A 25,724-nucleotide genomic window follows, 5' to 3' on the forward strand; every position below is an offset into this window, starting at 1 on the left:
ATAATAAACCTTATATAATTCTAGAAATAACTGAATCTATGTATAACGCTGTTTAATTTTCTTTAACAACGTCGCTTGTTCGTCAGTCAGAGCTAGATCGTCTAATAGCTCAGGGCGTCTTAACCACGTTCGTTCAAGGGATTGTTCTAATCGCCATTTACGAATATTCTCGTGATGTCCAGACATCAACACATCGGGTACGGGTTCACCATCTAGCACTTCAGGGCGAGTATAATGAGGACAATCCAGTAATCCTGTCGCAAAAGAATCTTCTTCTGCAGAGGCTTGTTTGCCCAATACACCCGGAACAAATCTTGCAACGGCATCAATTAATGTCATTGCAGGCAGTTCACCCCCTGTTAAAACGTAGTCACCAATCGACCATTCCTCATCAACTTCTGCTTGAATTAAGCGTTCATCAATGCCTTCATAGCGACCACACACCAAAATCATTTTTTGATTTGTGGCTAAGGTTTTCACACCTTGCTGATCGAGTTTACGTCCTTGCGGTGAAAGGTAAATGACCTTTACTTCCGCGTTTTCATCTTCTTTTAATGCGGCTTGTTTCGCTGCGTGAATTGCATCTCGCAACGGTTGCACCATCATTAACATACCCGGTCCACCGCCATAAGGGCGATCATCAACGGTATTATGCTTATCAAAGGTAAAATCACGAGGATTCCAACATTGAATTTGCAGAAGATTGTGCTTTACGGCTCTTCCTGTTACGCCATATTCCGTAATTGCTTGAAACATTTCAGGAAATAAGCTAATAATTCCTATCCACATAAGAAGCTCTTTTGATTACGGTTATGCATACCTGAGGTTAGAAACCTGCGTCCCATTCCACTTCAATAATTTTAGTGGTGAGATCGACTCTTTTAACTACTTGTTCGTATAAAAACGGAATTAACCGTTCTTGCTTTCCGAAAGCATCTTTACTTTTTGCTTTAACGACTAAAACATCATTTGAACCTGTTTCCATAATTTCAGTCACTGTACCCATTTGGTAGTTATCCGTATTAACGACTTCACAACCAATTAAATCGTGCCAATAAAAATCATCTTCCTCTAATTGAGGGAAGACACTTAAATCTACACCGATTTCTGCATTTGTCAGTAACTGAGCAGATTCACGCTCATCTGTGCCTTTTAATTTTACAATTAAATCATTTTTATGATAACGCCAGCTTTCAAGTTCGACTGGTTTCCATTGATCTTTAGATTTTAAAAACCAAGGTTGATAGTCAAAAATACTTTCTTGTTGTTCTGTCGATGAATAAAGGCGTAACCAGCCACGGATGCCATAGGTTGATCCTAATTTCCCCACTACTGTAATATTTTGTTCGCTCATATTATCCACCTACATTATTTAAATTGTGAATTAAGCGTCTTTACGCGCTTCTTTCACTAAAGTTGCTACACGAGTAGAAAGTGAAGCACCTTTAGCAACCCACGCATCAACACCTTCAAGGTTCACGCGTAAACGCTCTGCTTGACCTGCTGCCATTGGGTTGAAAAATCCTAAACGCTCGATGAAACGACCGTCACGTGCACAACGGCTGTCCGCTGCAACGATTTGATAAAATGGGCGTTTTTTAGAACCGCCACGAGATAAACGAATGGTTACCATAACCTTCCTCTAAATAATTGATAGTAAAAAGAAACCCTCGTTCGAGGTGAGGGCGTGTATTTTGCTTGTCTAAAAAATAGAAAACAAGCGGTGAGATTATAATGATTTTTTGCAAAAAAGCAAGGGTGATATAAATGTTGAACTTTTTTACATAAAGATATATAAATTTTAACGTAATTTACAAAAATAATGCATTAACGAACAAAAATAGAGTGTAAATTAGTCTTATCAATCATTTTTATGCGTAAAATAAGCGACATCAATCACATTTTTAAAAAATATACGCGATCGAGATCACATTTTTAACAAAAATTGATTGTGATTAACATCAGAATTTCTACAATGTGAAACTGTTGTGCTATGAGCCAATATCAATAATATGCCATCAGGAGAAATTCAATGAATAAATTTATACTTAGTTTAATTAGTAGTGCGGTTTTAGCTGGAAGTCTTTCTTCGGCTTTTGCACAGGATAAAATTATTATTGCTCACCGTGGTGCGAGTGGTTATTTACCTGAGCATACCTTAGAATCTAAGGCGTTAGCAGCAGGTCAGCAAGCGGATTATTTAGAACAAGATCTTGTAATGACCAAAGATAATAAATTGGTGGTTATGCACGATCACTTTTTAGATGGTATTACAAACGTTGCACAAAAATTCCCTGATCGTGTAAGACCAGACGGGCATTATTACATTATGGATTTCACTTTAGATGAAGTACGTTCATTAGATATGACCGAACCATTTAAAATGAAAGACGGTAAAGCGGTGCAAAACTATCCTGACCGTTTCCCTATGGGTAAATCTCACTTTAAGGTGCATACTTTTGAAGATGAATTAGAATTTATTCAGGGATTAGAAAAATCAACAGGGCGTGTGATTGGTATCTATCCTGAAATTAAAGCACCTTGGTTACACCATAAAGAAGGTAAAGATATTGCGAAAGCAACCTTAGAAGTATTGAAAAAATATGGTTATACTACCAAAGAGTCACCAGTTTACTTACAAACCTTTGATTTCAATGAGTTAAAACGTATTAAAACAGATTTAGAACCAAAATTAGGTATGGATCTTAAATTAGTTCAGCTAATTGCTTATACGGATTGGCACGAAACGGAAGAAAAAGATGCGTCGGGTAAATGGGTAAATTATAGCTATGACTGGATGTTCAAGCCTGATGCAATGAAAGAAGTCACGAAATATGCAGACGGTGTCGGTCCAGGTTGGTATATGTTGATTGATGATGAAAAATCAACCAAAGGCAATATCAAATATACACCGTTAGTGCAAGAATTAGCGAAGTATAAAACGGAATTACACCCTTACACAGTGCGTAAAGACGCATTACCAAAATATTTTTCTAACGTAAATGAAATGTATGATGCGTTATTAAATAAAGCAGGAGCAACAGGGGTATTTACTGACTTCCCTGATTTAGGGGTTAAATTTTTGCAACAACAAAAATAAAATCTAAATTCTTATAAGCGGTCAAATTTTTTGTAAATTTTGCAATAAAAATAACCGCTTATAACAATAATTTAAAACTTACTATTATAAACTCAACAATGGAGAATTCATTATGATCGGTTTCTTAAAACCAGCAGCTCATAAAGAGCGGCTACCAAAAGAACAACTTGATCCAACTTATCGTAAATTACGTTGGCAAGTGTTTATCGGTATTTTCTTTGGATATGCAGCGTACTATTTTGTGCGTAAAAACTTTGCATTAGCAATGCCAGGTATGATTGCTGAAGGGTGGTCAAAAGCAGAATTAGGTTATGCGTTATCTTTCGTTTCTATCGCTTACGGTATTTCTAAATTTATTATGGGATCGGTATCAGACCGTTCTGATTCTCGTGCCTTTTTAAGTTTAGGTCTATTCCTTTCAGGTTTAATTATGCTTTCAATGGGGCTTTTCCCTTGGGCAACAAGCAGTGTAACTGTATTATCAATCCTACTATTCTTAAATGGTTGGGTGCAAGGTATGGGGTGGCCACCTTGTGGTCGTACAATGGTACACTGGTGGTCTAAAAAAGAACGTGGAACAATCGTTTCTATTTGGAATACTGCCCATAACTTGGGTGGTGCGGTTCCTGCGTTATTACTTATTTTAGCGTCAAGTGTTTATGCACATACTCACGATATTGACCGTGAGGCAGTAAAATCTATTATGATCTGGCGTGAAGCACTTTACTATCCAGGTATCGCAGCAATCATCGCGTCTTTCATCACTTTCTTCATTATGCGTGATACTCCACAATCTTGTGGTTTACCACCAATCGAAGAGTACAAAAATGATTACCCAGATGATTACAACCCAGAAACTTATGAAAAAGAATTAACAGCAAAACAAATCTTTGTTGAGTATGTATTCAAAAATAAATTGTTATGGTACATCGCAATCGCTAATGTATTCGTTTATTTAATCCGCTACGGTGTATTAGACTGGGCACCAACTTACTTAAAAGAAGTACGTCATTTCGGTATCGATAAATCATCTATCACTTATGCGTTATATGAAATTGCCGCAATTCCAGGTACATTATTCTGTGGTTGGGTGTCAGATAAAGTATTCCAAGGTAAACGTGGTTTAACTGGCTTCATCTTCATGGTGGCTGTGACTATCGCATTATATGTGTACTGGCAAACCACTTCGCAAGATCTTGCGATGATTATGATGGTTGTTTTAGGTTTCTTAATCTATGGTCCTGTCATGTTAATCGGCTTACACGCATTAGAATTAGCACCTAAAAAAGCAGCAGGTACAGCTGCAGGATTCACTGGTTTATTCGGTTACTTAGGTGGATCAGTAGCAGCAAGTGCAATCATTGGTTGGACTGTTCAAAACAACGGTTGGGACAGTGGTTTCCACGTAATGTTAGCTGGTAGTGCATTAGCTTGTGTATTATTATTCTTAACTATGATCCAAGAAGCAAAACATAAAAAAGCAATGGAAAGTTAATTTAAATTTTAAGCTGATGGAAGCTAAGTTCTAGGAATAGAGCTTAGCTTTTTTGTTTGAATAGTGCCTTATAATTAGTACGTGAGTAATTTATGAAATAAGTGTAATAATTTCATATTATTCTATAATCAACTCTTAAATTTGCAAATTCCCACAAAAATCTTACCGCTTATCTATTTTTTATTATATAATTATGAAACGAAACTTAATTGAAACTAATCAAAACATTTTATGTCAAAGCGAAACACACAACAGCGTCGCCATTTAATTGCTACTCTTGTTCAAGAACAAGGAGAGGTGAGTGTTGAGCAGTTGTCAGAACTATTTGAAACATCAGAAGTAACGATTCGTAAGGATTTAACAAAACTTGAAGAGAGTGGTTTGTTGTTACGTCGTTATGGTGGGGCGATAAAAATTCCGTCTGAATTTATTGATGATCAACAAAATGAAGATGTTTCAAAACAAAAGAAAGCGATTGCAAAATTGGCGGTAAGTTGTATTCGTGAGCATAATCGTATCATTATTGATAGCGGTAGTACGACGGGCGCATTGATTCCTTATTTGAATCAGGCGGGACTGGTTGTGATGACTAATTCCCTTGCCCTTGCCGCTGAATTAACCGCATTAGAAATTGAACCAACGGTATTGATGACAGGCGGAACGTGGGATTCTCGTTCGGAGTCTTTTCAAGGGAAAGTCGCTGAAACGGCGTTACGATCCTACGATTTTGACCAGCTGTTTATTGGGGCTGATGGATTAGATTTGGCAAGGGGGACGACAACTTTTAATGAGTTAGTTGGGCTTAGTCAGGTTATGGCTGACGTATCTCGTGAAGTGAATGTGATGATTGAGTCTCACAAAATGGCAAGAAAAATGCCTAATGTGGAATTAGATTGGGATCATATCGATCGTGTGATTACCGATAATCAAATTGATTTAGAAATTAAGAAGGCATTGGAACAAAAAGGTATTGAAGTTCTGATTGCTGAAATTTAGTCATTTTAAATTTATATAAAAGGAAAATAAAATAATGTGTGGAATAGTAGGTGCAGTAGCACAGCGTGATGTGGCAGACATTTTAGTTGATGGGTTACACCGTTTAGAATATCGTGGTTATGATTCAGCAGGCGTTGCGGTGTTGAATGCAGATAAAGAAATGAAGGTTATTCGCCGAGTAGGTAAAGTTAAAGAATTAGAAAATGCCGTTGCTGAAAGTAATGTAACGGGTGGAACAGGGATTGCACACACTCGTTGGGCAACCCACGGCGAACCAAGTGAAACCAATGCACACCCTCACGTTAGTGGTAAAATTGCGGTGGTTCATAACGGTATTATTGAAAACTACGAAGAATTACGTGATGACTTAAAAGCGAAAGGCTATGAATTTTTATCACAAACCGATACCGAAGTTATCGCTCATTTAGTGGAATGGGAACTTCGTACCTCTGAAACCTTGTTAGACGCAGTGAAAAAAACTGTCAAACAGTTGCGTGGTGCGTATGGAACGGTAGTGATGAACCAAGATGAACCTGAGCATTTAATCGTGGCTCGTTCTGGCAGTCCATTAGTGATCGGCTTAGGTGTAGGCGAGAACTTTATCGGTTCAGATCCTTTGGCATTATTAAGTGTTACCCACCGTTTTATTTACTTAGAAGAAGGCGATGTCGCTGAGATTACACGTAAAACAGTGGATATTTTTGATAGCGAAGATAAGCCTGTGCAACGTGAAATTCACGAATCACAATTTGAACACGATGCGGCGGATAAAGGGCAGTATCGTCACTATATGCAAAAAGAAATTTTTGAACAACCCGTTGCTATTATCAATACCCTTGAAGGACGCATTACCAACGGTAAGGTGAATATTGATGCAATGGGTAAAGATGTTGATAAAATCTTATCAAAAGTAGAGCATATCCAAATCGTCGCGTGTGGTACATCTTATAACGCTGGAATGGTGGCTCGCTACTGGTTTGAGTCTATTGCGGGCGTAAGTTGTGATGTAGAAATCGCCTCTGAATTCCGTTATCGCAAATTTGTCACTCGTCCAAATAGCTTATTAGTTACCCTTTCACAATCAGGGGAAACCGCAGATACCTTGGCAGCATTACGTTTAGCACAAGAATCAGGCTTTATGTCTTCAATGGCGATTTGTAACGTGGCAAGTTCATCATTAGTGCGTGAATCTGATTTTGCCTTTATGACAAAAGCGGGCGTAGAAATTGGTGTTGCTTCAACCAAAGCATTCACGACTCAATTAACCTGTTTATTATTATTAACCGCTGCGATCGGACGCTTAAAAGGTAGCCTTTCTGAGCAAGAAGAAAAACAAATCGTGCAATCTTTACAACGCTTACCAGCACAAATTGAAAGTGCGTTAGTGTTCGATAAAGAAATTGAAAAATTATCACAAGATTTTGCAGAAAAACACCACACCCTATTCTTAGGTCGTGGCGAGTTTTACCCAATCGCAATGGAATCTGCGTTAAAATTAAAAGAAATTTCTTATATTCACGCAGAGGCTTACGCAGCAGGCGAATTAAAACACGGTCCATTAGCCTTGATTGATAGCGATATGCCAGTGGTGGTGGTTGCACCTGAAAATGATTTATTAGAGAAAGTAAAATCAAACATTGAAGAAGTCAGTGCAAGGGGCGGACAGCTTTATATCTTTGCAGATGAAGATGCGGGTTTTGTAAATGAAAATAACTTTAAAACAGTGGTAATGCCAAAAGTGGATCACGTTACAGCACCGATTTTCTACACCGTACCATTACAATTATTGTCTTATCACGTTGCCTTAATTAAAGGGACTGACGTGGATCAGCCTCGTAATTTAGCAAAAGCGGTAACGGTAGAGTAATTCTCAAAAAGTTAAAAGCCTCACAATAGTTAAATTCGTGAGGCTTTTTTAATGAATTTTTAAAGTGTTTTTGCTATCTCTTTGACTTTTTTAGAAAACTCTTTAATCGCTTTATTACTTTTTTCTTCGTTATAACGTAATTTTCTTTTTTCCATAATAATTTTTCCATTCACAATCGTTGTTGAAACGTTGGAGGCGTTTGCGGAATAAACCAATACAGAATAGGGATCGAAGTTAGGTTGCATATTAGTTGATTTCGTTTCTAATATCACAATATCTGCTAATTTTCCTTTTTCCAAAGAACCTAAATCTTTTTCACGATGAATGGCTCTTGCCCCACCCATTGTCGCCATTTCAACCACTTTTTGTGGTGGCATAACCGATCTATCTTTATTCATTAGCTTATGTAGTTTTGCTACATAGCCAATCTGACCTATGATATCAAGAGTATTTCCACTCATTGGTCCATCAGAACCAAGCCCTATATTAAGCCCCTCATCAAACATTTTTAATGCAGGTGAAACCCCTTTTGCGGATTTTATATTTGCGACCATATTATGAGCTACACCAATATTTCTTTTCTTCATCAACGCAATATCACTCTCTGTCACAAAAATACAATGAGCGGCAATAAAGCGTTCATTTAACAAGCCGACAGAGTCTAAATATTCAATGGGTGTCATATTATATTCAGCTTTAAACTTATCAAATTCTTTTTGGGTTTCTGCAACGTGCATAGAAACGGGAGCATTATATTTCTGTGAGAGATCTCTGATTCTTTCTAAATCTGCTTTTTTGACAGTATGTGGTGCGTGAGGGCCAAATCCTGCGGTAATTAACTCATCATTCTTATATTTTTCTACGAAAGCAATCGCCATTTCTATATTTTCTGCACCATCCTTGCCATCTGCGGTAGGATATTTAATGATATTTTGAGTCATGACTCCTCTAAGCCCCACCTCTTTTACCGCTTTTGCCGCACTGTCTTCAAAGAGGTACATATCTACCACTGTTGTTACACCGCCTTTGGCCAATTCAATCGCACCGTGTACAGCACCGGTATAGACCATTTCTTTGGAAACCATCTTATTTTCAAGTGGAAAAATGTATCGTTGGAGTCGATTAGGCACATCATCGGCTAAACTTCTAAATACACTCATTGAGATATGAGAGTGCGTATTGATCATACCCGGCATAACAATCCCTTCTTCGGCATCAATTACTTTTTTAGCGGAATATTTTTGTAATAGATTTTTATCACCGACATCAATTATTTGATTTTTATTCACAATGACAACGCCATCATCAATAATTTCTTTTGCTTGATTCATTGTCAAAATCATGCCATTTTTAACAATTAAATCAACATTCTCTGATGCATTTGTATAGTTAAAAAGACTTAATGCAAGAACGGAGGATAATGCTAATAATTTTTTCATATTTGACCTCTTTATGAGTAATATATGGTAGGTTGTTGTATTACTTTTGCACTGATGAATGGTAGGAGGAATAGTTTTTCTTGTCAAGAATACATTGAGAGCAAGTAGACGGCATTTATTTTAAATAAAAGGGAGGCTTAAATGATTATTGTAATTATGCATTTTAAGCGGTCATATTTTTGATGATTTTTGCAATTTGTAAATTTTCAAAAAAATATGACCGCTTATATTTTTATAAATTGGCTTAAACCGAGAATGGGTATTTAATTGGATCGAGATATTGATAATCTTCCACTTCGAAATCGTCTAGGGTTACCCAAGTTTCTAAGTCTTCTAAGGTTTTAATATCAGGATTGATTTTTAATTTTGGCGGTGTTAATGGGGTGCGTTTTAATTGCACATCTCGCATTAGTTCAAGTTGGTCTTCATAGATATGTGCATTTACAATTTTATGATAGGCTTGTCCTGCTTTGTGTCCTGTAATTTGAGCCATTAAGGCCAAGAAAGTGTAACATTGCACCATATTCCAGTTTAAGCCAAGCGGTACATCAGCGGAACGCTGCGTGCTGTTTAAATAGAGTGTGTCGTCGAGTAATGAGAAATGATGGCTATGTAAGCAAGGGCGTAAACAACCTAAATGAAACGCACCTGGGTGATAGAACGTATAAATCTCGCCACGATTATCAATGCCTTGCTTTAAATCATCTACAATTTGACGTAATAAATCGACACTTCCGCCATCTGGTTTAGGAAAATTACGTCCCACTGCACCGTAAACTAATCCCATATCATCTTCACCTTTACGATGTGGATTAGCGAGCCACTCAGCGTTTTGGTTAGCGTTGGCATCCCACGATTTTGAACCTAATTTTCTAAAATCTTCAGCACTGTCATAGCCTCGAATATAGCCTAATAATTCAGCAATGGCTGCTTTATAAAAACTTTTACGTGTTGTTACTAAAGGAAATTCACCTTTTGCGACATCATAGGTTAAATCAGCGTTGATCACGGTTAAACAGCGTTTGCCTGTACGTTTATTTTCAACCCATTTTCCGTCATCAATAATGCGTTGGCATAAGTCTAAATATTGTTTCATTTTAAATTTCTCAGTCAAATAATTTGCAACGAATAATGGTATCAGATTTTTTATAAAAAAAGGCAACTCTTAGAAAAAATTAAATGAAAATCGTGCTTTACTTATAGCCAAGTCTGGGCTAGAATAGCTTACCTTTTTTAGTCTATTATCGCTGTTTATTTAGCGATATTTTATTTTAAACACATTATTTTACTGAGGTGATGGCTTATGCCAGTAATTAAAGTTCGTGAAAATGAATCATTTGACGTAGCATTACGTCGTTTCAAACGCTCTTGCGAAAAAGCAGGCGTTTTAGCAGAATCTCGTGCACGTGAATTCTACGAAAAACCAACAACTATTCGTAAACGTGAAAAAGCGTCATTAGCTAAACGTCACGCTAAACGTAATGCGCGTGAGAATGCTCGTAACAATCGTTTATACTAATTAGATTCATTCTAAAACGACATTTTAAAACCGTGAATCCTTCTAGGCTCACGGTTTTAGTGTTTCTAGTTCGTCGTTAATTTTTGTTTTACAAGGAAAATCAATGAAAGGTCTTATTCCTCGTTCATTTATTGATGATTTGATTGCTCGTACTGATATTGTGCAACTCATTGACTCTCGTGTAAAACTTAAAAAAGCTGGGCGAAATTATCAAGCCTGTTGCCCTTTTCATCACGAGAAAACCCCTTCTTTTTCTGTTAGTCCTAGCAAGCAGTTTTATCACTGTTTTGGCTGTGGAGTGAGCGGTAATGTCATTTCATTTTTGATGGATTATGAAAAGTTAGAGTTCGTTGAAGCTGTTGAAGAACTTGCGGGTTTATATGGATTGGAAGTGCCACGAGAAAATATGTCGGCATCGGATAATACCAAAAATAAACCTAGTTTTAAGGCGAAGCGTAACTTGTATGAGTTAATGAATGAAATTGCAAAATTTTATCAAAATTTAACCGCTTCAAATCCGCATAGTTTGAGCTATTTAGAAGAGCGAGGGCTTTCTAAGGCAATTATTGAGAAATTTGAGTTGGGCTTTGTTCCGAATTCAATGGATTCTGTATTAAAGAAATTTGGTGTCAATAAACAAGAAATTGATAAATTATTTGATACAGGTATGCTTTCTCGTAGTGATAATGGTCGAGTTTATGATCGTTTTCGTAATCGGGTTATGTTTCCGATTCGTGATCGTCGTGGACGAGTTATTGCTTTTGGTGGGCGTGTACTAGGCGATGAAAAACCGAAATATTTAAACTCGCCAGAGTCTGCAATTTATCATAAAGGGAGTGAGCTTTATGGTTTATATCAGGCAACTCAGCTCAATTCAAATCCGACTTATTTAATTGTTGTTGAAGGCTATATGGACGTAGTAGCACTGGCTCAGTTTGGTGTGGATAACGTGGTAGCATCGCTTGGAACAGCAACAACAGGTGAACAAATTCAGCAAATGTTTCGTCATACCGAACAGGTCATTTGTTGTTATGATGGTGACCGAGCTGGAAAAGAGGCTGCGTGGCGAGCCTTAGAAAATGCTTTGCCTTATTTAGAAGATGGGCGACAACTAAAATTTATCTTTTTGCCTGATGGCGAAGATCCTGATTCATTTGTGAGAAAGCACGGCAAAGAAGGATTTGAACAATATTTAGAGCAGGCTCAATCATTAAGTGAATTTTTATTTGGTTCATTGCTAAACCAAGTTGATCTTTCAAGTAAAGAAGGAAAATCGAAATTAGCATCTTTGGCATTGCCATTATTAAAACAGATTCCAGGTGAAATGTTACGTATGTATTTACGTGATATTTTAGGACAAAAATTAGGTGTGCTTGATCCTTCGCAGTTGGAAAAATTATTGCCTAAGCAACAACAAAAAGAGAGTAAATCTCAGCCAAAATTAGAGCAAACTCCAATGCGACTTTTGGTGGCATTATTATTACAAAATACCTATTTAGTAAAAAATGTGGATGATTTGCAACCGTTAAAAACATTAGATATTGCGGGCTTGCCTCTTTTTGAAGAATTAGTAGAATTGATAAAACAGCATCAAGGAATTACAACGGGAGGAATTTTAGAGCATTATCGTGATAAAAAATTTTTCCGAACCCTTGAAATTTTGGCAAACTGGGATCATCTAGTAGCAGTTGAAAACATTGAAACAGCTTTTGAAGAAACGTTGGATTTTTTCTACAAAAAAGTCATTGAAAAACACATTGAAATGTTGATCGCAAAAGATCGTACTATGGGGCTAAATTCAGCAGAAAAAAAAGAGCTTGCACTATTGATTAGTCAGCAATAATTTAGCATTAACAATAATATTAAAAGTAGTGGTATAATTAACCCTCTTTTAAGTCAGAACAGCGGATATTCTAAAATGGAAAAACAATCTCAACTTGAACTTCTTATTGCGCAAGGGCGTGAGCAGGGGTATTTAACATTATCAGAAGTGCATGATCATCTTCCTGAGGATCTCGTTGATGCCGATCAAATCGAAGATATTATCCAAATGATCAATGATATGGGGATCAAAGTGCTTGAAACAGCACCTGATGCCGATGATTTGATGCTTTCTGAAAATATCACCGATGAAGATGTGGTAGAAGAGGCAACGAAAGTGCTTTCAACCGTTGAGTCTGAATTAGGACGAACAACTGACCCTGTGCGTATGTATATGCGTGAGATGGGGACGGTTGAATTACTTACCCGTGAAGGGGAAATTGATATCGCAAAACGCATTGAAGAAGGAATTAACGAAGTTCAATGTGCGATTGCAGAATATCCAGAAGCATTGACCAACTTAATTGCGAGCTATGAGCAAGTTGAAGAAGGTACGATGCGAATTACCGATTTAATCACAGCCTTTGTGGAATCGGATATTGAATTAAGTGAAGAAATCAATGATGAGTTCTTGCTTGAAGAAGAAGCCGTTGATGACAGCGATGATGATGAAGACGAAGATGAAGACGATAGTGCGGATACATCAGATGATGATGGTGGTATCGATCCTGAATTAGCACGTCAAAAATTCTATGCATTACGTGATCAACACGCAAAAGCGATTTTAACGGTGCAAAAATACGGTAGAACAAATAAAAAAGCAAAAGAGCAATTATTGATTCTTTCTGATATTTTCCGTGAATTCCGTTTAGTGCCGAAGCAATTTGATTTATTAGTTGATCAAATGCGTACTATTATGAAGAAAGTGCGTAAAGAAGAGCGTCACATTATGCGTCTTGTTGTGGAATATGCAAAAATGCCACGTGGTGCATTCTTAAAAGCGTTCCAAGGACACGAAACAGAAGATGCTTGGTTAGTGAAAGCGATTGAAGCAAATAAAGGTTATTCAGATAAATTGGCAGGTTATGCGGATCAACTACGTACCCATATGGCGAATTTAAAAACGATCGAAGAGCAAACTGGTTTAACGATTAAACAAATTCGTGAAATTGGTGGACGTATTGCAGAAGGTGAGTTAAAAGCACGTCGTGCGAAAACAGAAATGATTGAAGCGAACTTACGTCTTGTTATTTCTATTGCGAAAAAATACACTAACCGTGGATTACAATTCTTAGATTTAATCCAAGAAGGTAACATCGGATTGATGAAAGCAGTAGATAAATTTGAATATCGTCGTGGTTATAAATTCTCTACTTATGCAACGTGGTGGATTCGTCAGGCAATTACACGTTCTATTGCGGATCAGGCTCGTACCATCCGTATTCCTGTGCATATGATTGAAACGATTAACAAATTAAATCGTATTTCTCGTCAATGTTTACAAGAAATGGGACGCGAAGCAACGCCAGAAGAACTAGCAGAAAAAATGGGAATGCCAGAAGAGAAAATTCGTAAAGTTTTAAAAATTGCGAAAGAGCCAATCTCAATGGAAACGCCAGTAGGTGATGACGATGATTCACATTTAGGTGATTTCATTGAAGATTCTTCTCTTGCTCAGCCACTAGATTCTGCAACATCAGAAAGTTTACGAATTGCAACAGGTGGTGTATTAGAAGGCTTAACACCACGTGAAGCGAAAGTATTACGTATGCGTTTTGGTATTGATATGAATACTGACCACACGTTAGAGGAAGTGGGTAAACAGTTTGATGTAACCCGTGAGCGTATTCGTCAGATTGAAGCGAAAGCATTACGTAAACTTCGTCATCCAAGTCGTTCGGAAACATTACGTAGTTTCTTAGATGAATAAATTGTAAATTTTAATCAAAAAAATACCGCTTCACAGGCGGTATTTTTGTTTAGAAAACCCTCCAATTCTAGTTCCTTATTTAAGGAATTATCATTCAGATCATTGAAGCATAACTTTTGAGCTTTTCAGAGAATAGCTGTGTTTTTTATGTTTCATTTCTCCCTTTTTTAAAACTCCAATATATTTGATAAATTTGCTTAATTCATTGAGAGATGGAGCAAAATAGATGTAATTTTAATCACTTTATGAGTATAAAATTCAAACAACTGGTCATAAGTAGTAAAAAATAAACTTGAAAATAGGATAAAAATAGTAATAATAACAATTCTTATTTTTGTTGACTCTCAAGGATTTCTGTTTATGGAACGACCATCAAAAAAATGTGTTTTTAACCTAAAATATCTTACTTTTTTATTTCCAACTTTATTAACAGCTTGTTCATCTGGTGGATCATTTGATGTTGCTGATGTTGAGAAGCCTTCTGTACAAGATTCAAACCCAGTTGTTACCCCAATTAAGAAAATAGATGATAGTTCAGATGTGAAGAAGTCTAATGAACAAATTTCTGATGATTTTTATAAACCAAAAACTGGTGCAACGGCGGATATTCCACAAGCCGTGACCAAAGGTATGTGGGGAAATACGGTTGATGAAGAAAAAGAAATTGTGATTGATGAATTTTTTGCAACGGATCGCAATGATAATCCAAAACACGATGAGTTGCAGGCAGATCACGATTATCAAATGGGCAAACCATTTGGTAATGCAACCGTTATACAGCATTCAAATGATGGCTTGAATGAATCTAAGAAACGAAATTATCAGTTTACCAACAATGGTTTTGAGTTTTATGAAACAGGATTAGCTCATCACGATAAGACTACAGGAAATAAAGCCATCAAAGGAAAATTAAAAGGCTATATTTTTTATAAAGGCGTAAATCCATCCGCCAGTTTAGTAAAAAAAGAAACCGAATATAACGGTGAGTGGGCATTTACCACTGATGCTAAAAGCACACGAACTAAACACAAAGATTTTAGTGGTGAGAATCCAATGAATGATATTGCAGGGAAAACGCACGGTGCATTTTCTTACGCTGAAAGTATAAATAAAGGTGGAGCTATTACGGATAAAGGAAAATTCGGGCATACCTCAAAATTTGTGGTTGATCGTGAAAAAGGCATTGTAACTGGGGAATTTGTTGCCAATGGCTATTGCAGTAGAGATTGTGCAGTTCAAGAAATCAGAAAACGTTATACCTTTGAAGCAAAAATCGTAGGTAACCGTTTTCAAGGTAATGTCACAGCGGTTGATGGCGAAGATACCTTATTTGGTCAAAATGGCAAAATTGAAGGTGGTTTCTATGGCGATAAAGGACAAGAAATTGCGGGCAAATTCTTAGCTAACGATAAATCATTATTCGGTGTTTTTGGTGCTAAACGTGAAGTTGTTAATGGTGAAGAATTAGACACCATTTTAGATTCGGTAAAAATTAACAAAAAAATGACCGCTTCACAAAACCTCGATAACTTCGGAGATATAACCAAGTTATACATTGGTGGTAAAGAAATTGATTTGCTCAACAATGAGAATGTTTCTGTTGAATTAAATGAAAAAGAGAAAGCCAATGTGCGTACCGATAAGGAAAAAAATTGGCAATTCTTACGTTTTGGGCAATTTGATGTGGTATCCAAAACCAATGAAAAAGAATTTGAAAAATTTGTTTTCTTGCAAGGCGAGCGAGTGGATTCTTCAAAATTACCAACGGATGATAAAACCGTTGAATATGCAGGATCTTGGAATGGCTTTGTATCAGGAAAGACCAATTTTGAGACCACAAAAACAAAAGCGAATTTTAAAGTGAATTTTGCAGAAAAAACCTTAAAAGGAACGTTACAAGCTGATGATGTGAATGCCTTATCAATGAGTGCAAAAATTGAAGGAAATGGCTTTATTGGAACGGCAAAAACTTTTGATAATGGTTGGAAACTGGACAGCAAAGCAAATTCGGATCGCTCTGAGGTACATTTTGATAATTTAACCGTTAAAGGTGGATTTTACGGTAATGCAGGACCAAGCGAGTTAGGTGGTGCAGTGTATGGCGAGAAAGACGGCAATAAAATTCAGGCTGTTTTTGGGGCAAAACGTCAGGTTGAAGCAAAATAGGATAAAGGATTAACAATGAAACAACATACTTTTCAATTAACAACAGTCGCATTTTTAGTTAGTATTTTTTCTGGTTCAGTATTGGCAGAGCAAGCAACAGAACTTAATGATGTATATATTAAAGGTTCTAAAAAAGTTCACAGAAAAACAACTGAAATCACAGGACTTGGTAAAATTGTTAAAAATAGTAATACGATCAATAAAGAGCAAGTGTTAGATATTCGTGATTTAACTCGTTACGATCCAGGTATTTCTGTTGTGGAACAAGGTCAGGGAGCAAGTACAGGTTATTCAATTCGTGGATTGGATAAAAACCGTGTTGGTTTAGCTGTTGATGGTGTACCACAAATTCAATATTACACATCAAGATTTAACTCTGTAAATAGTGGTGCAGTAAATGAAATTGAGTATGAAAATATTCAAAGTATTGAAATTAGTAAAGGGGCAAGCTCTTCTGAATTCGGTAGTGGATCTTTGGGTGGTTCAGTCCAATTTCGTACTAAGGAAGCTTCTGATATTATTCAGAAGGGGAATAATTGGGGTTTTCAAAGTAAAACAGCATATACAGGAAAAAATAATCGCTTTACGCAATCATTAGCAGCGGCTGGACGTGAAAATGGTTTTGAAGCATTGGCTATTTATACTTATCGTAATGGTAATGAAATTAAAGCACATAAAGATGCAGGAAGTAAAAGTACAAATGTAACCCATAGCGAGTTTGTGGAAAGAAATGAAAATAACTGGTTTAAGTATAAAAAAGAAGACGGAACTTGGACTGAACCTAAACATACGGTTGGATTTAGAGAACCAAATCTTCCTGAAAATAGCGTGTATCATAAAATAACAGAAACAATGTCTGGCGAGGAGCTAACAGGAGCTAATCGATTATTACCAAATACAATGGATACCGATTCTAAATCTTTATTGTTGAAGTTAGGCTATCATTTTAATTCACAGCATTTTATTGGTACAACACTAGAAAATACACGTCAAAATTATCGTGGGCGAGATATGACATTACCTGCTTTCTGGTCAAATAGTGATATTTTTTCTCAAAGTAGAGATGGCAGAATAAAGAGCAAAGATAATCCAGCTCACGGGATTTATCTTGATGATCCATTTGATGGATTGGCTATTGAAGATCCTATGCTAGCTGCGGATAATGGTAAGATTACTAAAAATGGGCAAACTTTTAATCTTAAAGATAGCTCTGCACACCCTCACGCAGGGCGAGGTATGAAATATACCAGAGTAAAATTATTTGAAGATTTACATAAGAAAAACCGTTTTGGGATAAATTATCGTTATCAAGGAGGTTGGTTAGATGCACTAAATTTCACATTTGATACTCAAAATATCGAATTGAAAAATCGTGAACAACAATTAAATTGCTCAACTTATCCAACAGTAGATAAAAATTGTCGAGCGACCCTTGACAAGTCTTGGTCTTATTATTCAACACAAACAGCCACTTATGCGGAAAAACATACTCTTTTCAAAGTTGAAATGGATAAGCAATTTGATACTTATGGTATTAGACATAAAGTGACGGCAACATTAGGGCAAGATAGCTATCGTTCAACACATCGTCGTTTTGATTGGTATCAAGAAAATGTTGTAATGAAGCAAAGTAGTGGGAAAGGTAATGGTGTTGAGAATAATCCTAGACATTATGAGCTAAAAGATCGTGCTTTATTTAGGATTGACCGATGTGGCGATGGGCGTTATGAAGATAACAGCTGCGTTCCAAGTAAAATAACGGGTTATAACCGATTTATTGGTTTAAAAGATCATCTAAAAATCAATAAATACGTGAGTTTAGGCTTTGGGGCTAGATTTGATCATAATAGAGTAAATTCAAGTGATGAATTTACAACAAATGGAGATTATAAAAATTTCTCTTGGAATGTTGGTACTGTGATTAAACCATATAAACATATTGCGGTTTCTTATCGTATTTCTAATGGATTTAGAGTACCAAGTTTTCAAGAACATTTTGGTTATAGACTACAAGGAAATAGAAAAGATACGATCATTGATGATGCTTTTGTCAATAGAGTATTCAAGAACCGTAGAATTGATCCTGAAAAATCGTTAAATCAAGAATTATCAGTAAGTGTTAATGGCGATTGGGGTTATTTAGAAGCAAGTACTTTCTATAATAATTATAAAGATCTGATAACACGAGCAGAAAAGGATGAAGGAAAATTAAGAAATATTGGTTTTTACAATACACAGAATATTGATTTAGCGGGTATAAATATTCTTGCAAAAATCGATTGGAATGGGGTTTATAATAAAATTCCAGAAGGTTTTTCTAGTTCATTTGCTTACAACAAAGTAAAAGTCAAAAAAGTATGGGTCAATCCTATCTATAAAGATGTAACAACGCCATTATTAGATACGATTCAACCTGCTCGTTATATTGTTGGTTTGGCTTATGATAATCCTAATGAAAAATGGGGTATAGGTAGTATCTTTACTTATTCAGAAGCTAAAAAAATAACTGAATTACAAGGTGTACACAATCTTGGTCGAGTTCAGTATGGTAAATCTGTGAGTAAAAAAGCATCTCGCTCTTGGTTTACTGTGGATTTGAATGGATATTATCAATTTAATAAGAACACGACATTACGTGCAGGTATAAATAACGTATTTAATCATCGTTATGTAATGTGGGAGCAACTTCGTCAAACTGCAGAGAGTACGGCACATAAACAAAAAGAGGGGAATTATACAAGATTTGCTGCACCAGGACGTAATTATAGTTTACAAATTGAGATGAAATTCTAAATGCCAACTTTATTTTTAGAGCAAAAACAAAGTCGTAATAAAGACCGATTTATCGGTCTTTTATCGGTAATTGTTGTTTTTCTTTTTCATTTTTTATTGGGTGTATTTTTGTTCTTTTTTCAAGTAACAACGCCATATCAGTTTCAGCAAGGATTAAATGCTTATGAAAGTTTGAATATGGTTAATATTGAATTTGTCGAACCCATACCAGTTAAACCAGAGCCTAAACCTATTGAAAAGGTAATGGCAACAGAGGTTAAAACAGCTGTGGCAGATTTACAAAAAGAGCAACCTAAAAAGAAAAAAGTGGAAAAAGTAGAAAAAATTAAACCGCTTAATAAAGTAGAAAAACCACATAAAAAAGAAAAAGTAAAAACAAAAGTACCGAAAAAAACAGCGACTAAGAAGCAAGCAAACGTTAGCAAAACAGCTCATAGAGGTAGTGGCAATCAAACTCGTCAGGGCGAAGTTGGCGGTGCTGGTGTTGGTAAATCAACAGGAGCAGGACTTGGGGCAGGTTATGGCTCAACTTTAACAGGACAATGTAGTGATTTATCTGATGATGCAGACGATAATGGTTCTGTGTATTTATCTGTCAGAATTGCAGCTAATGGCAAAGCGAATGCAGTGTCTGTTTTAAAAAGTTCAGGTATTAAACGCTTAGATCGTCAAGCGTTAAAAATTGCCCAAAAACATCGTTATCAACCCGCTATACGCAACGGACAACCCGTTGAAGGCGAAGTGAAATTTAAAATGCACTTCCAGTGTGGTAATTCATAGTTTATTTTTTATTTATTGGAGTTATTATGGAATTTTCTCATTTAATTGAGCAACAAGATATCGTATTAAAAGTATCCTTTGGTATTCTCGTGTTAATGAGTTTACTGTCTTGGAGTGTTATTTTAATTCGTAGCGTTTTTGTGATGCGTCAAAAATCCCTCGCAAAAGCAACCCAAAATAGTTTTTTTGATACCCCAGATTTTGCTTCTTTAAATACCAGTTTAAAAGGGCAAGGTGGAGTATTTTATTTTATGGTAAAAGAAAGCGTGCAAGCGGTGGACGATTACTATCATCACGAAATGAATTTAGGGTTATCTAAAACCTTAGGCTACCGTGATTTTTTAGAGCTGTCGATCAAAAATACGATGCAAAAACAGTTACGCCGTTTTGATGGAGGATTAACAATGCTTGCCTCTATTGGTGCGGTAGCCCCTTTTATTGGACTATTTGGTACAGTATGGGGCATTTTCAACGCTTTAATGGATATTAGTACACAAGGACAAGTCAGCATAGCAACGATCTCGGCCCCAATCGGCGAGGCCTTAGTTGCAACCGCAGCAGGGCTTTTTGTCGCAATTCCAGCCGTACTAGGTTATAATGCAATTAGCCGAATTAACCGTAATTTCAGAGCAGATACCGACCATTTTGCCCATATTCTATTTATTCATTTATTAAAAATGGAGGGTAAATAAATGGCGTTCGGCTCAATGAATGACGATGACAAAGAGATGTCAGATATTAACGTCACTCCGCTCGTGGACGTAATGTTGGTTTTGTTAATCGTTTTTATGATTACAATGCCAGTGCTAACGCAATCGATCCCTTTGGAATTACCTACTGCCAGTATTGAAAAGCAAGATGAACCTAAGGCAATGATGAGAATAGCGATTAACAGCGAAGGGACATTTATTGATAAAAATGTGCAATCCGATGATGAATTAAAGACCGCATTTGAAGCCCAATTTTCAAAAAATAAAGACACCGTTATTGCCATTTCTGCGGACAAAGAAGTGCCTTATGAAAAAGTGGTTAAAGTTTTAGAATTAGCACAAAATGCAGGTTTAAAGAAAGTCGGATTTGTGACGGAGCAAGTAGCAAAATAGCACTTAATTTATAGTAGCTAAAATAGTGATTTGGGCGTATGCGATACGCCCTTATATTTTTATCTCAATTTATTTTAGGCATAAAAGATTAATATTTCACAGCGATTAAGATTGACAATATCAAATGCAAAAATCTTACTAATCATCGCATCAGATAGCCAATACTTTATTCTGATAATTCTCCGTAAACTTAGTAATATCATTACGATATAAAGTTAAAATATTACACTTAATTTTATCAGCAGTAATAAAACCTTTATTTTTTATATAATTATCAATAACCTGTGGCATTCTTCCTAATTAGCATTATCCTATCCTTTTATAAAAATAAAATGAATAATATCAGCAAGATCACGAAATACAATATTATATTTTATGTATTTCTCACGATTTTGAATATTAATTAAATAATTTAAAGCAAAACAAGCAGTAAGATTTTTATAAAATTGTTCATTATTAAAAATGTGATCTATATCACGTTTTTATTTGTTGAAATTTAAAATTGTGATCTAAGTCACATTTTAAAAAATACACATAAAAAATTTTATGTGATCATAATCACATTTTTAAAATAAATTCTTTTGTTGTTTAAAAAATAAGTGCTAATTTAATTATCGATTCTTAATCAATGTCTTTTTATTCACAGTATTTAATGAGGTACTTATTATGTCTTCAAATTTAAAAGTGAAAGTCCAAGGTTTTGGACGTTTTCTATCAAATATGGTAATGCCTAATATTGGGGCATTTATCGCTTGGGGGTTTATTACCGCCCTATTCATTCCAACTGGTTGGTTACCAAATGAGTATTTAGGAAAACTTGTTGGTCCAATGATCACTTATTTATTACCACTTCTCATTGGTTATACGGGTGGTCGCTTAGTCGGTGGTGAACGTGGTGCCGTTGTTGGTTCAGTAGCGACAATGGGTATTATTGTTGGTGCATCAATTCCAATGTTCTTAGGTGCTATGATTGCGGGGCCACTTGGTGGTTGGGCAATTAAAGCATTTGATAAATGGGTAGAAGGAAAAGTAAAAGCAGGCTTTGAAATGCTAGTAAATAACTTTTCTGCAGGTATCATTGGTATGCTTTTAGCGCTTTTAGCTTATAGCGTTATCGGTGGCGTTGTTACTCAAATTTCAGAGCTATTTGCTGCAGGGGTTGATGTGTTAGTTAAAGCCAATATGCTTCCATTAACATCATTACTTGTTGAACCAGCAAAAATCTTATTCTTAAATAATGCGATTAACCACGGTATCTTCTCTCCACTTGGTATTCAACAATCTCAAGAAATTGGACAATCAATTTTCTTCTTAATTGAAGCAAATCCAGGTCCAGGTTTAGGTATTTTACTTGCTTATATGTTCTTTGGAAAAGGCTTAGCAAAACAAACTGCAGGTAGTGCAACAATCATTCACTTCTTCGGTGGTATTCACGAAATTTACTTCCCTTATGTGTTAATGAATCCACGCTTAATTCTAGCAGTAATTGCTGGTGGTATGACAGGTGTGTTTACTTTAACATTATTTGATGCAGGTCTTGTTGCTCCTGCTTCTCCGGGTTCTATTTTTGCTGTGTTATTAATGACACCAAAAGGTGCAACATTAGGTGTATTATTATCAATTGCACTTTCTTGTACAGTTTCTTTCCTTATTGCGTCATTATTACTTAAAACACAAAAAGTAACAGATGAAGATGATTTAGAAGCGGCTCAATCTAAAATGCATTCAATGAAAGCACAAAGTAAAGGTGTTTCATCAACTCAATTACAACAAGTAAATAAAATTTATGTTGCTTGTGATGCAGGTATGGGATCAAGTGCAATGGGTGCAAGTATGTTGCGTAAAAAAGTCGAAGCAGCAGGCTTAAATATTGATGTAAAAAATCTGGCTATCAATGATTTACCTGATGATGCTCAACTGGTTATCACACATAAAGATTTAACCACTCTAGCTAAAAAACAAGCTCCAAATGCACAACATTTATCATTAAATAATTTCTTAGATAATGCTTTTTATAATCAGCTTGTACAAGATTTAGTTAATGATGAAGGAGCTTCGAACCAAACAAAAAAAGCTAAGCCAGCTCACTGCTTAGAATTGAAAGAATCGCAAATATTCTTAAATCTAACTGCGACAAATAAAGAGCAAGCCATTCAGTTTGCTGGCGAAAAACTTGTTAAACTTGGCTTTGCTAAAGAAGATTATATACCTGCAATGTTTGAACGTGAAAAACAGGTTTCAACCTATCTTGGTGAAGGTATTGCCGTTCCACACGGTACAATTTCTGCCAAAGAGAGTGTATTAGAAACAGGTATTGTGTTCTGTCAATATCGAGATGGTGTTAGATTCATTGATGATGAAGATGATGGTGTTGCAAAATTGGTAATCGGAATTGCCGCTCGTAATGATGAGCATATTCAAGTTATCACAGCACTTACGAACGCATTAGATGATGAAGAAAAGATGCGAACATTGATGACGACAGATGATCCACAACAAGTATTAAATTTACTACAAGGTAAATAATCAAATAATATCCCCCTTGTAAAAGGGGGGGTTTAAGCGGTAAGATCTTATTCAAATTTTCCAAGAAGGATTTAATTCTATGAATGCATTACATTTTGGTGCTGGTAATATCGGACGTGGTTTTATTGGTAAGCTATTAGCAGATTCTAATATTCACGTCACTTTTGTTGATATTAACCAAACTCAAATTGATCAAATTAATCAACAAAAACAGTATGGTGTCAAAATTGTTGGTGATAATAGTCGTATAGAAATAGTAAAAAATATAGATGCTATAAATTCAGTTGATGAAGAAGCTCTATTAAATAAAATAACAACGGTTAATTTAATTACCACCGCTGTTGGTCCAAATGTACTTAAAATTATTGCACCAACGCTGGCTAAAGGGTTAGTAAAACGTTTTGAAAATAACAACACTCAGCCACTAAATATTATTGCTTGTGAAAATATGGTACGAGGTACTTCATTTTTAAAAGAAAATGTATTTCAATACTTAAATGATGAACAGCAACAACAAGTTGAGCAACTAGTTGGTTTTGTTGATTCTGCGGTTGATCGTATTGTACCACCTGCCGAATTAAATTCAGATGATCCACTTCAAGTTACTGTTGAAGAATTCAGTGAGTGGATTGTTGATCAAACACAATTCAAAGGTTCAATTCCTGCTATTCAAGGTATGGAATTAACGGATAATTTAATGGCATTCATAGAGCGTAAATTATTTACTCTTAACACAGGACATTTAGTAACGGCTTATTTAGGTAAACAAGCGGGTGTAAAATATATAAAAGATACGATTATTTTAGAAAATATCAAATCTAAGGTAAAAGCAACAATGGAAGAAAGTGGGGCAGTTTTAATTAAGCGTTATAATTTTGATCCATCAGCACATTCCGCTTATATAGAAAAAATCATTAAACGTTTTGAAAATCCTTATCTAGATGATGATGTTAATCGAGTTGGGCGTGAGCCTATTCGTAAACTTAGCCAAAATGATCGCTTGATTAAACCATTATTAGGTACAATCGAATTTAATTTACCTAATGAGCATTTAATTGAAGGTGTGGTAATGGCATTACAATATCGTAATCAAGATGATCCACAAGCCATAGAGTTGGCGGAATATATTGAGCAAAATGGTCTTGATAGTGCAGTTAAGCATTATACAGGGCTAACTAATGAAGCTATTATTTCAAAAATTATTACTTTATATAACGAATGATTTCCAAAGATAACTTTATTAGACAATTGAGCGAGGTTGCTTCATTAAGAGGCTTCCTTGCACTATCGGTTAATCAATTTTCTCAAAATATTGAGTTATTGATTAACCGTGTTTTTCGTAAAAAAGATTTTGTGGTGGAATCCGTTGTAAATTCACTTTTTGAGCATCAAGGACCACTTGCTGAATTATCTGTTCGTTTAAAAGTACTTGTGAGTTTAGGGGTTATATCAACAGAAGTATTTGAAGATATAAATTTTTTGATTGAATTAAAAGATCAATTAAGTAATGAGGTTGAGGAGTTTTCTTTTTCAGATTCTTATATTATTGATGAGATAAAAAAACTTCATCATATTGATCTTAATATTGTTTTAGATATTCTTAAAAAAGAACCTAAATTAGATAATAAAGATTCTTTACAGTATCAAATGTTTCAGACTCGTCTTGAAAAGATAGTTCGTTCCAGTCTTATTCTAGCGATCAGTGCTATTCGAGATCAATTAGATATAGAAAGTCCATTGTAAAAATTATAAGAATATTCTGTTATCTTAATCTACGATAACCCTTTCTTAACCCAATATTGATAAGGTTGTTGCTCGGTTTGAGCGTTGAGTAACTGATGTTGCATAAATTCACAAAAACTTGGAATATCTCGTGTAGTGGCAGGATCATCTGCACTAATTAACAAAATCTCGCCTTCTTGCATTTTGCGAATTGTTTTTCTGACAAGCATAATTGGTTCTGGGCAACGTAGCCCCAATGTATCTAAATGTTGGTTAAATAAGTTTGGATCAAATAGCAATGTGTTGTCCTTAATTTTAAAAAAAGATCGCATCCTTATATTCTAACAATATTTTAGAAAATAAGCGGTAAGATTTTGATCAAAATTTACAAAAAGCAAAAGATCTTTATTCGATTTTCAGGTATGATAGCCGATTATTTTTAATCTTTATTTTATTTGGGAGTGTCC

At 35.6% G+C, this 25,724-nt stretch carries 21 protein-coding genes; 15 read left to right on the plus strand and 6 right to left on the minus strand.

What is annotated here, in order from left to right; genetic code table 11:
- Nucleotides 1-36: 36 nt before the first annotated feature.
- The 3 genes from trmD to rpsP are packed head-to-tail and all read right to left on the minus strand — an operon-like array spanning nucleotide 37 to nucleotide 1,633.
- Nucleotides 37-789, minus strand: coding sequence for a tRNA (guanosine(37)-N1)-methyltransferase TrmD (trmD, locus tag DYE60_RS09640; RefSeq protein WP_115316372.1), 753 nt, complete (start codon nucleotides 787-789; stop codon nucleotides 37-39).
- Between the two features lie 37 nt (nucleotides 790-826).
- Nucleotides 827-1,354 (minus strand): ribosome maturation factor RimM, encoded by a 528-nt coding sequence (gene rimM / locus DYE60_RS09645; RefSeq protein WP_115316373.1) that lies wholly within the window; start codon nucleotides 1,352-1,354, stop codon nucleotides 827-829.
- A gap of 30 nt (nucleotides 1,355-1,384) precedes the next feature.
- Nucleotides 1,385-1,633, minus strand: coding sequence for a 30S ribosomal protein S16 (rpsP, locus tag DYE60_RS09650; RefSeq protein ID WP_115316374.1), 249 nt, complete (start codon nucleotides 1,631-1,633; stop codon nucleotides 1,385-1,387).
- 399 nt (nucleotides 1,634-2,032) lie between these two features.
- Here rpsP and glpQ point away from each other — a divergent pair, with 399 nt between their 5' ends.
- From glpQ to glmS, 4 genes are all read left to right on the plus strand, one after another.
- Complete coding sequence (glpQ, locus tag DYE60_RS09655; RefSeq protein WP_115316375.1) at nucleotides 2,033-3,100, plus strand: glycerophosphodiester phosphodiesterase; 1,068 nt, start codon at nucleotides 2,033-2,035, stop codon at nucleotides 3,098-3,100.
- 112 nt (nucleotides 3,101-3,212) lie between these two features.
- The gene (glpT, locus tag DYE60_RS09660) at nucleotides 3,213-4,595 is read left to right on the plus strand and encodes a glycerol-3-phosphate transporter (RefSeq protein WP_115316376.1); all 1,383 of its coding nucleotides are present in this window, start codon (nucleotides 3,213-3,215) and stop codon (nucleotides 4,593-4,595) included.
- Between the two features lie 231 nt (nucleotides 4,596-4,826).
- On the plus strand, nucleotides 4,827-5,591 hold the full coding sequence (locus tag DYE60_RS09665; protein ID WP_115316377.1) for a DeoR/GlpR family DNA-binding transcription regulator: 765 nt from the start codon (nucleotides 4,827-4,829) through the stop codon (nucleotides 5,589-5,591).
- A gap of 34 nt (nucleotides 5,592-5,625) precedes the next feature.
- A complete protein-coding gene (glmS, locus tag DYE60_RS09670; RefSeq protein ID WP_115316378.1) occupies nucleotides 5,626-7,458 on the plus strand; it encodes a glutamine--fructose-6-phosphate transaminase (isomerizing) in 1,833 nt (610 codons plus the stop codon).
- A gap of 59 nt (nucleotides 7,459-7,517) precedes the next feature.
- On the opposite strand, the gene DYE60_RS09675 is transcribed toward glmS, so the two are convergent.
- The gene (locus tag DYE60_RS09675) at nucleotides 7,518-8,897 is read right to left on the minus strand and encodes an amidohydrolase (RefSeq protein ID WP_115316379.1); all 1,380 of its coding nucleotides are present in this window, start codon (nucleotides 8,895-8,897) and stop codon (nucleotides 7,518-7,520) included.
- A gap of 244 nt (nucleotides 8,898-9,141) precedes the next feature.
- Nucleotides 9,142-9,993, minus strand: coding sequence for a thymidylate synthase (locus tag DYE60_RS09680; protein ID WP_115316380.1), 852 nt, complete (start codon nucleotides 9,991-9,993; stop codon nucleotides 9,142-9,144).
- A gap of 207 nt (nucleotides 9,994-10,200) precedes the next feature.
- On the opposite strand from DYE60_RS09680, the gene rpsU reads away from it, so the two are divergent.
- The 11 genes from rpsU to DYE60_RS09735 all read left to right on the plus strand — a co-directional run bounded on the left by rpsU (nucleotide 10,201) and on the right by DYE60_RS09735 (nucleotide 25,278).
- Nucleotides 10,201-10,416: a 30S ribosomal protein S21 gene (rpsU, locus tag DYE60_RS09685; protein WP_115316381.1), complete on the plus strand. Its 216-nt coding sequence runs from the start codon at nucleotides 10,201-10,203 to the stop codon at nucleotides 10,414-10,416.
- 103 nt (nucleotides 10,417-10,519) lie between these two features.
- Entirely contained in the window at nucleotides 10,520-12,259 is a 1,740-nt protein-coding gene (gene dnaG, locus DYE60_RS09690) for a DNA primase (protein ID WP_115316382.1), read from the plus strand.
- A gap of 75 nt (nucleotides 12,260-12,334) precedes the next feature.
- Nucleotides 12,335-14,167, plus strand: a complete 1,833-nt coding sequence (gene rpoD, locus DYE60_RS09695) for an RNA polymerase sigma factor RpoD (RefSeq protein ID WP_115316383.1) — start codon at nucleotides 12,335-12,337, stop codon at nucleotides 14,165-14,167.
- Between the two features lie 360 nt (nucleotides 14,168-14,527).
- Nucleotides 14,528-16,333, plus strand: a complete 1,806-nt coding sequence (locus DYE60_RS09700; protein WP_115316384.1) for a transferrin-binding protein-like solute binding protein — start codon at nucleotides 14,528-14,530, stop codon at nucleotides 16,331-16,333.
- Between the two features lie 15 nt (nucleotides 16,334-16,348).
- Complete coding sequence (locus tag DYE60_RS09705; RefSeq protein WP_115316385.1) at nucleotides 16,349-19,126, plus strand: lactoferrin/transferrin family TonB-dependent receptor; 2,778 nt, start codon at nucleotides 16,349-16,351, stop codon at nucleotides 19,124-19,126.
- Complete coding sequence (locus DYE60_RS09710; protein ID WP_115316386.1) at nucleotides 19,127-19,906, plus strand: energy transducer TonB; 780 nt, start codon at nucleotides 19,127-19,129, stop codon at nucleotides 19,904-19,906.
- A gap of 26 nt (nucleotides 19,907-19,932) precedes the next feature.
- A complete protein-coding gene (locus tag DYE60_RS09715) occupies nucleotides 19,933-20,598 on the plus strand; it encodes a MotA/TolQ/ExbB proton channel family protein (protein ID WP_115316387.1) in 666 nt (221 codons plus the stop codon).
- A complete protein-coding gene (locus tag DYE60_RS09720; RefSeq protein ID WP_115316388.1) occupies nucleotides 20,599-21,009 on the plus strand; it encodes an ExbD/TolR family protein in 411 nt (136 codons plus the stop codon).
- Nucleotides 21,010-21,672: 663 nt separating this feature from the next.
- Entirely contained in the window at nucleotides 21,673-23,535 is a 1,863-nt protein-coding gene (locus DYE60_RS09725) for a PTS mannitol transporter subunit IICBA (protein ID WP_279525369.1), read from the plus strand.
- A 79-nt stretch (nucleotides 23,536-23,614) separates the two neighbouring features.
- Nucleotides 23,615-24,757, plus strand: coding sequence for a mannitol-1-phosphate 5-dehydrogenase (locus tag DYE60_RS09730; protein ID WP_115316390.1), 1,143 nt, complete (start codon nucleotides 23,615-23,617; stop codon nucleotides 24,755-24,757).
- Nucleotides 24,754-25,278, plus strand: a complete 525-nt coding sequence (locus DYE60_RS09735; RefSeq protein ID WP_115316391.1) for an MltR family transcriptional regulator — start codon at nucleotides 24,754-24,756, stop codon at nucleotides 25,276-25,278. Before DYE60_RS09730 ends, DYE60_RS09735 begins: the two co-directional genes overlap by 4 nt.
- 29 nt (nucleotides 25,279-25,307) lie before the next feature.
- Here the strand turns inward: DYE60_RS09735 and tusA are convergent, their stop codons facing one another.
- On the minus strand, nucleotides 25,308-25,556 hold the full coding sequence (gene tusA, locus DYE60_RS09740; RefSeq protein ID WP_172460400.1) for a sulfurtransferase TusA: 249 nt from the start codon (nucleotides 25,554-25,556) through the stop codon (nucleotides 25,308-25,310).
- Between the last annotated feature and the right edge of the window lie 168 nt (nucleotides 25,557-25,724).

The sequence above is a fragment of the Phocoenobacter uteri genome, assembly GCF_900454895.1.
Taxonomy (GTDB): domain Bacteria; phylum Pseudomonadota; class Gammaproteobacteria; order Enterobacterales; family Pasteurellaceae; genus Phocoenobacter; species Phocoenobacter uteri.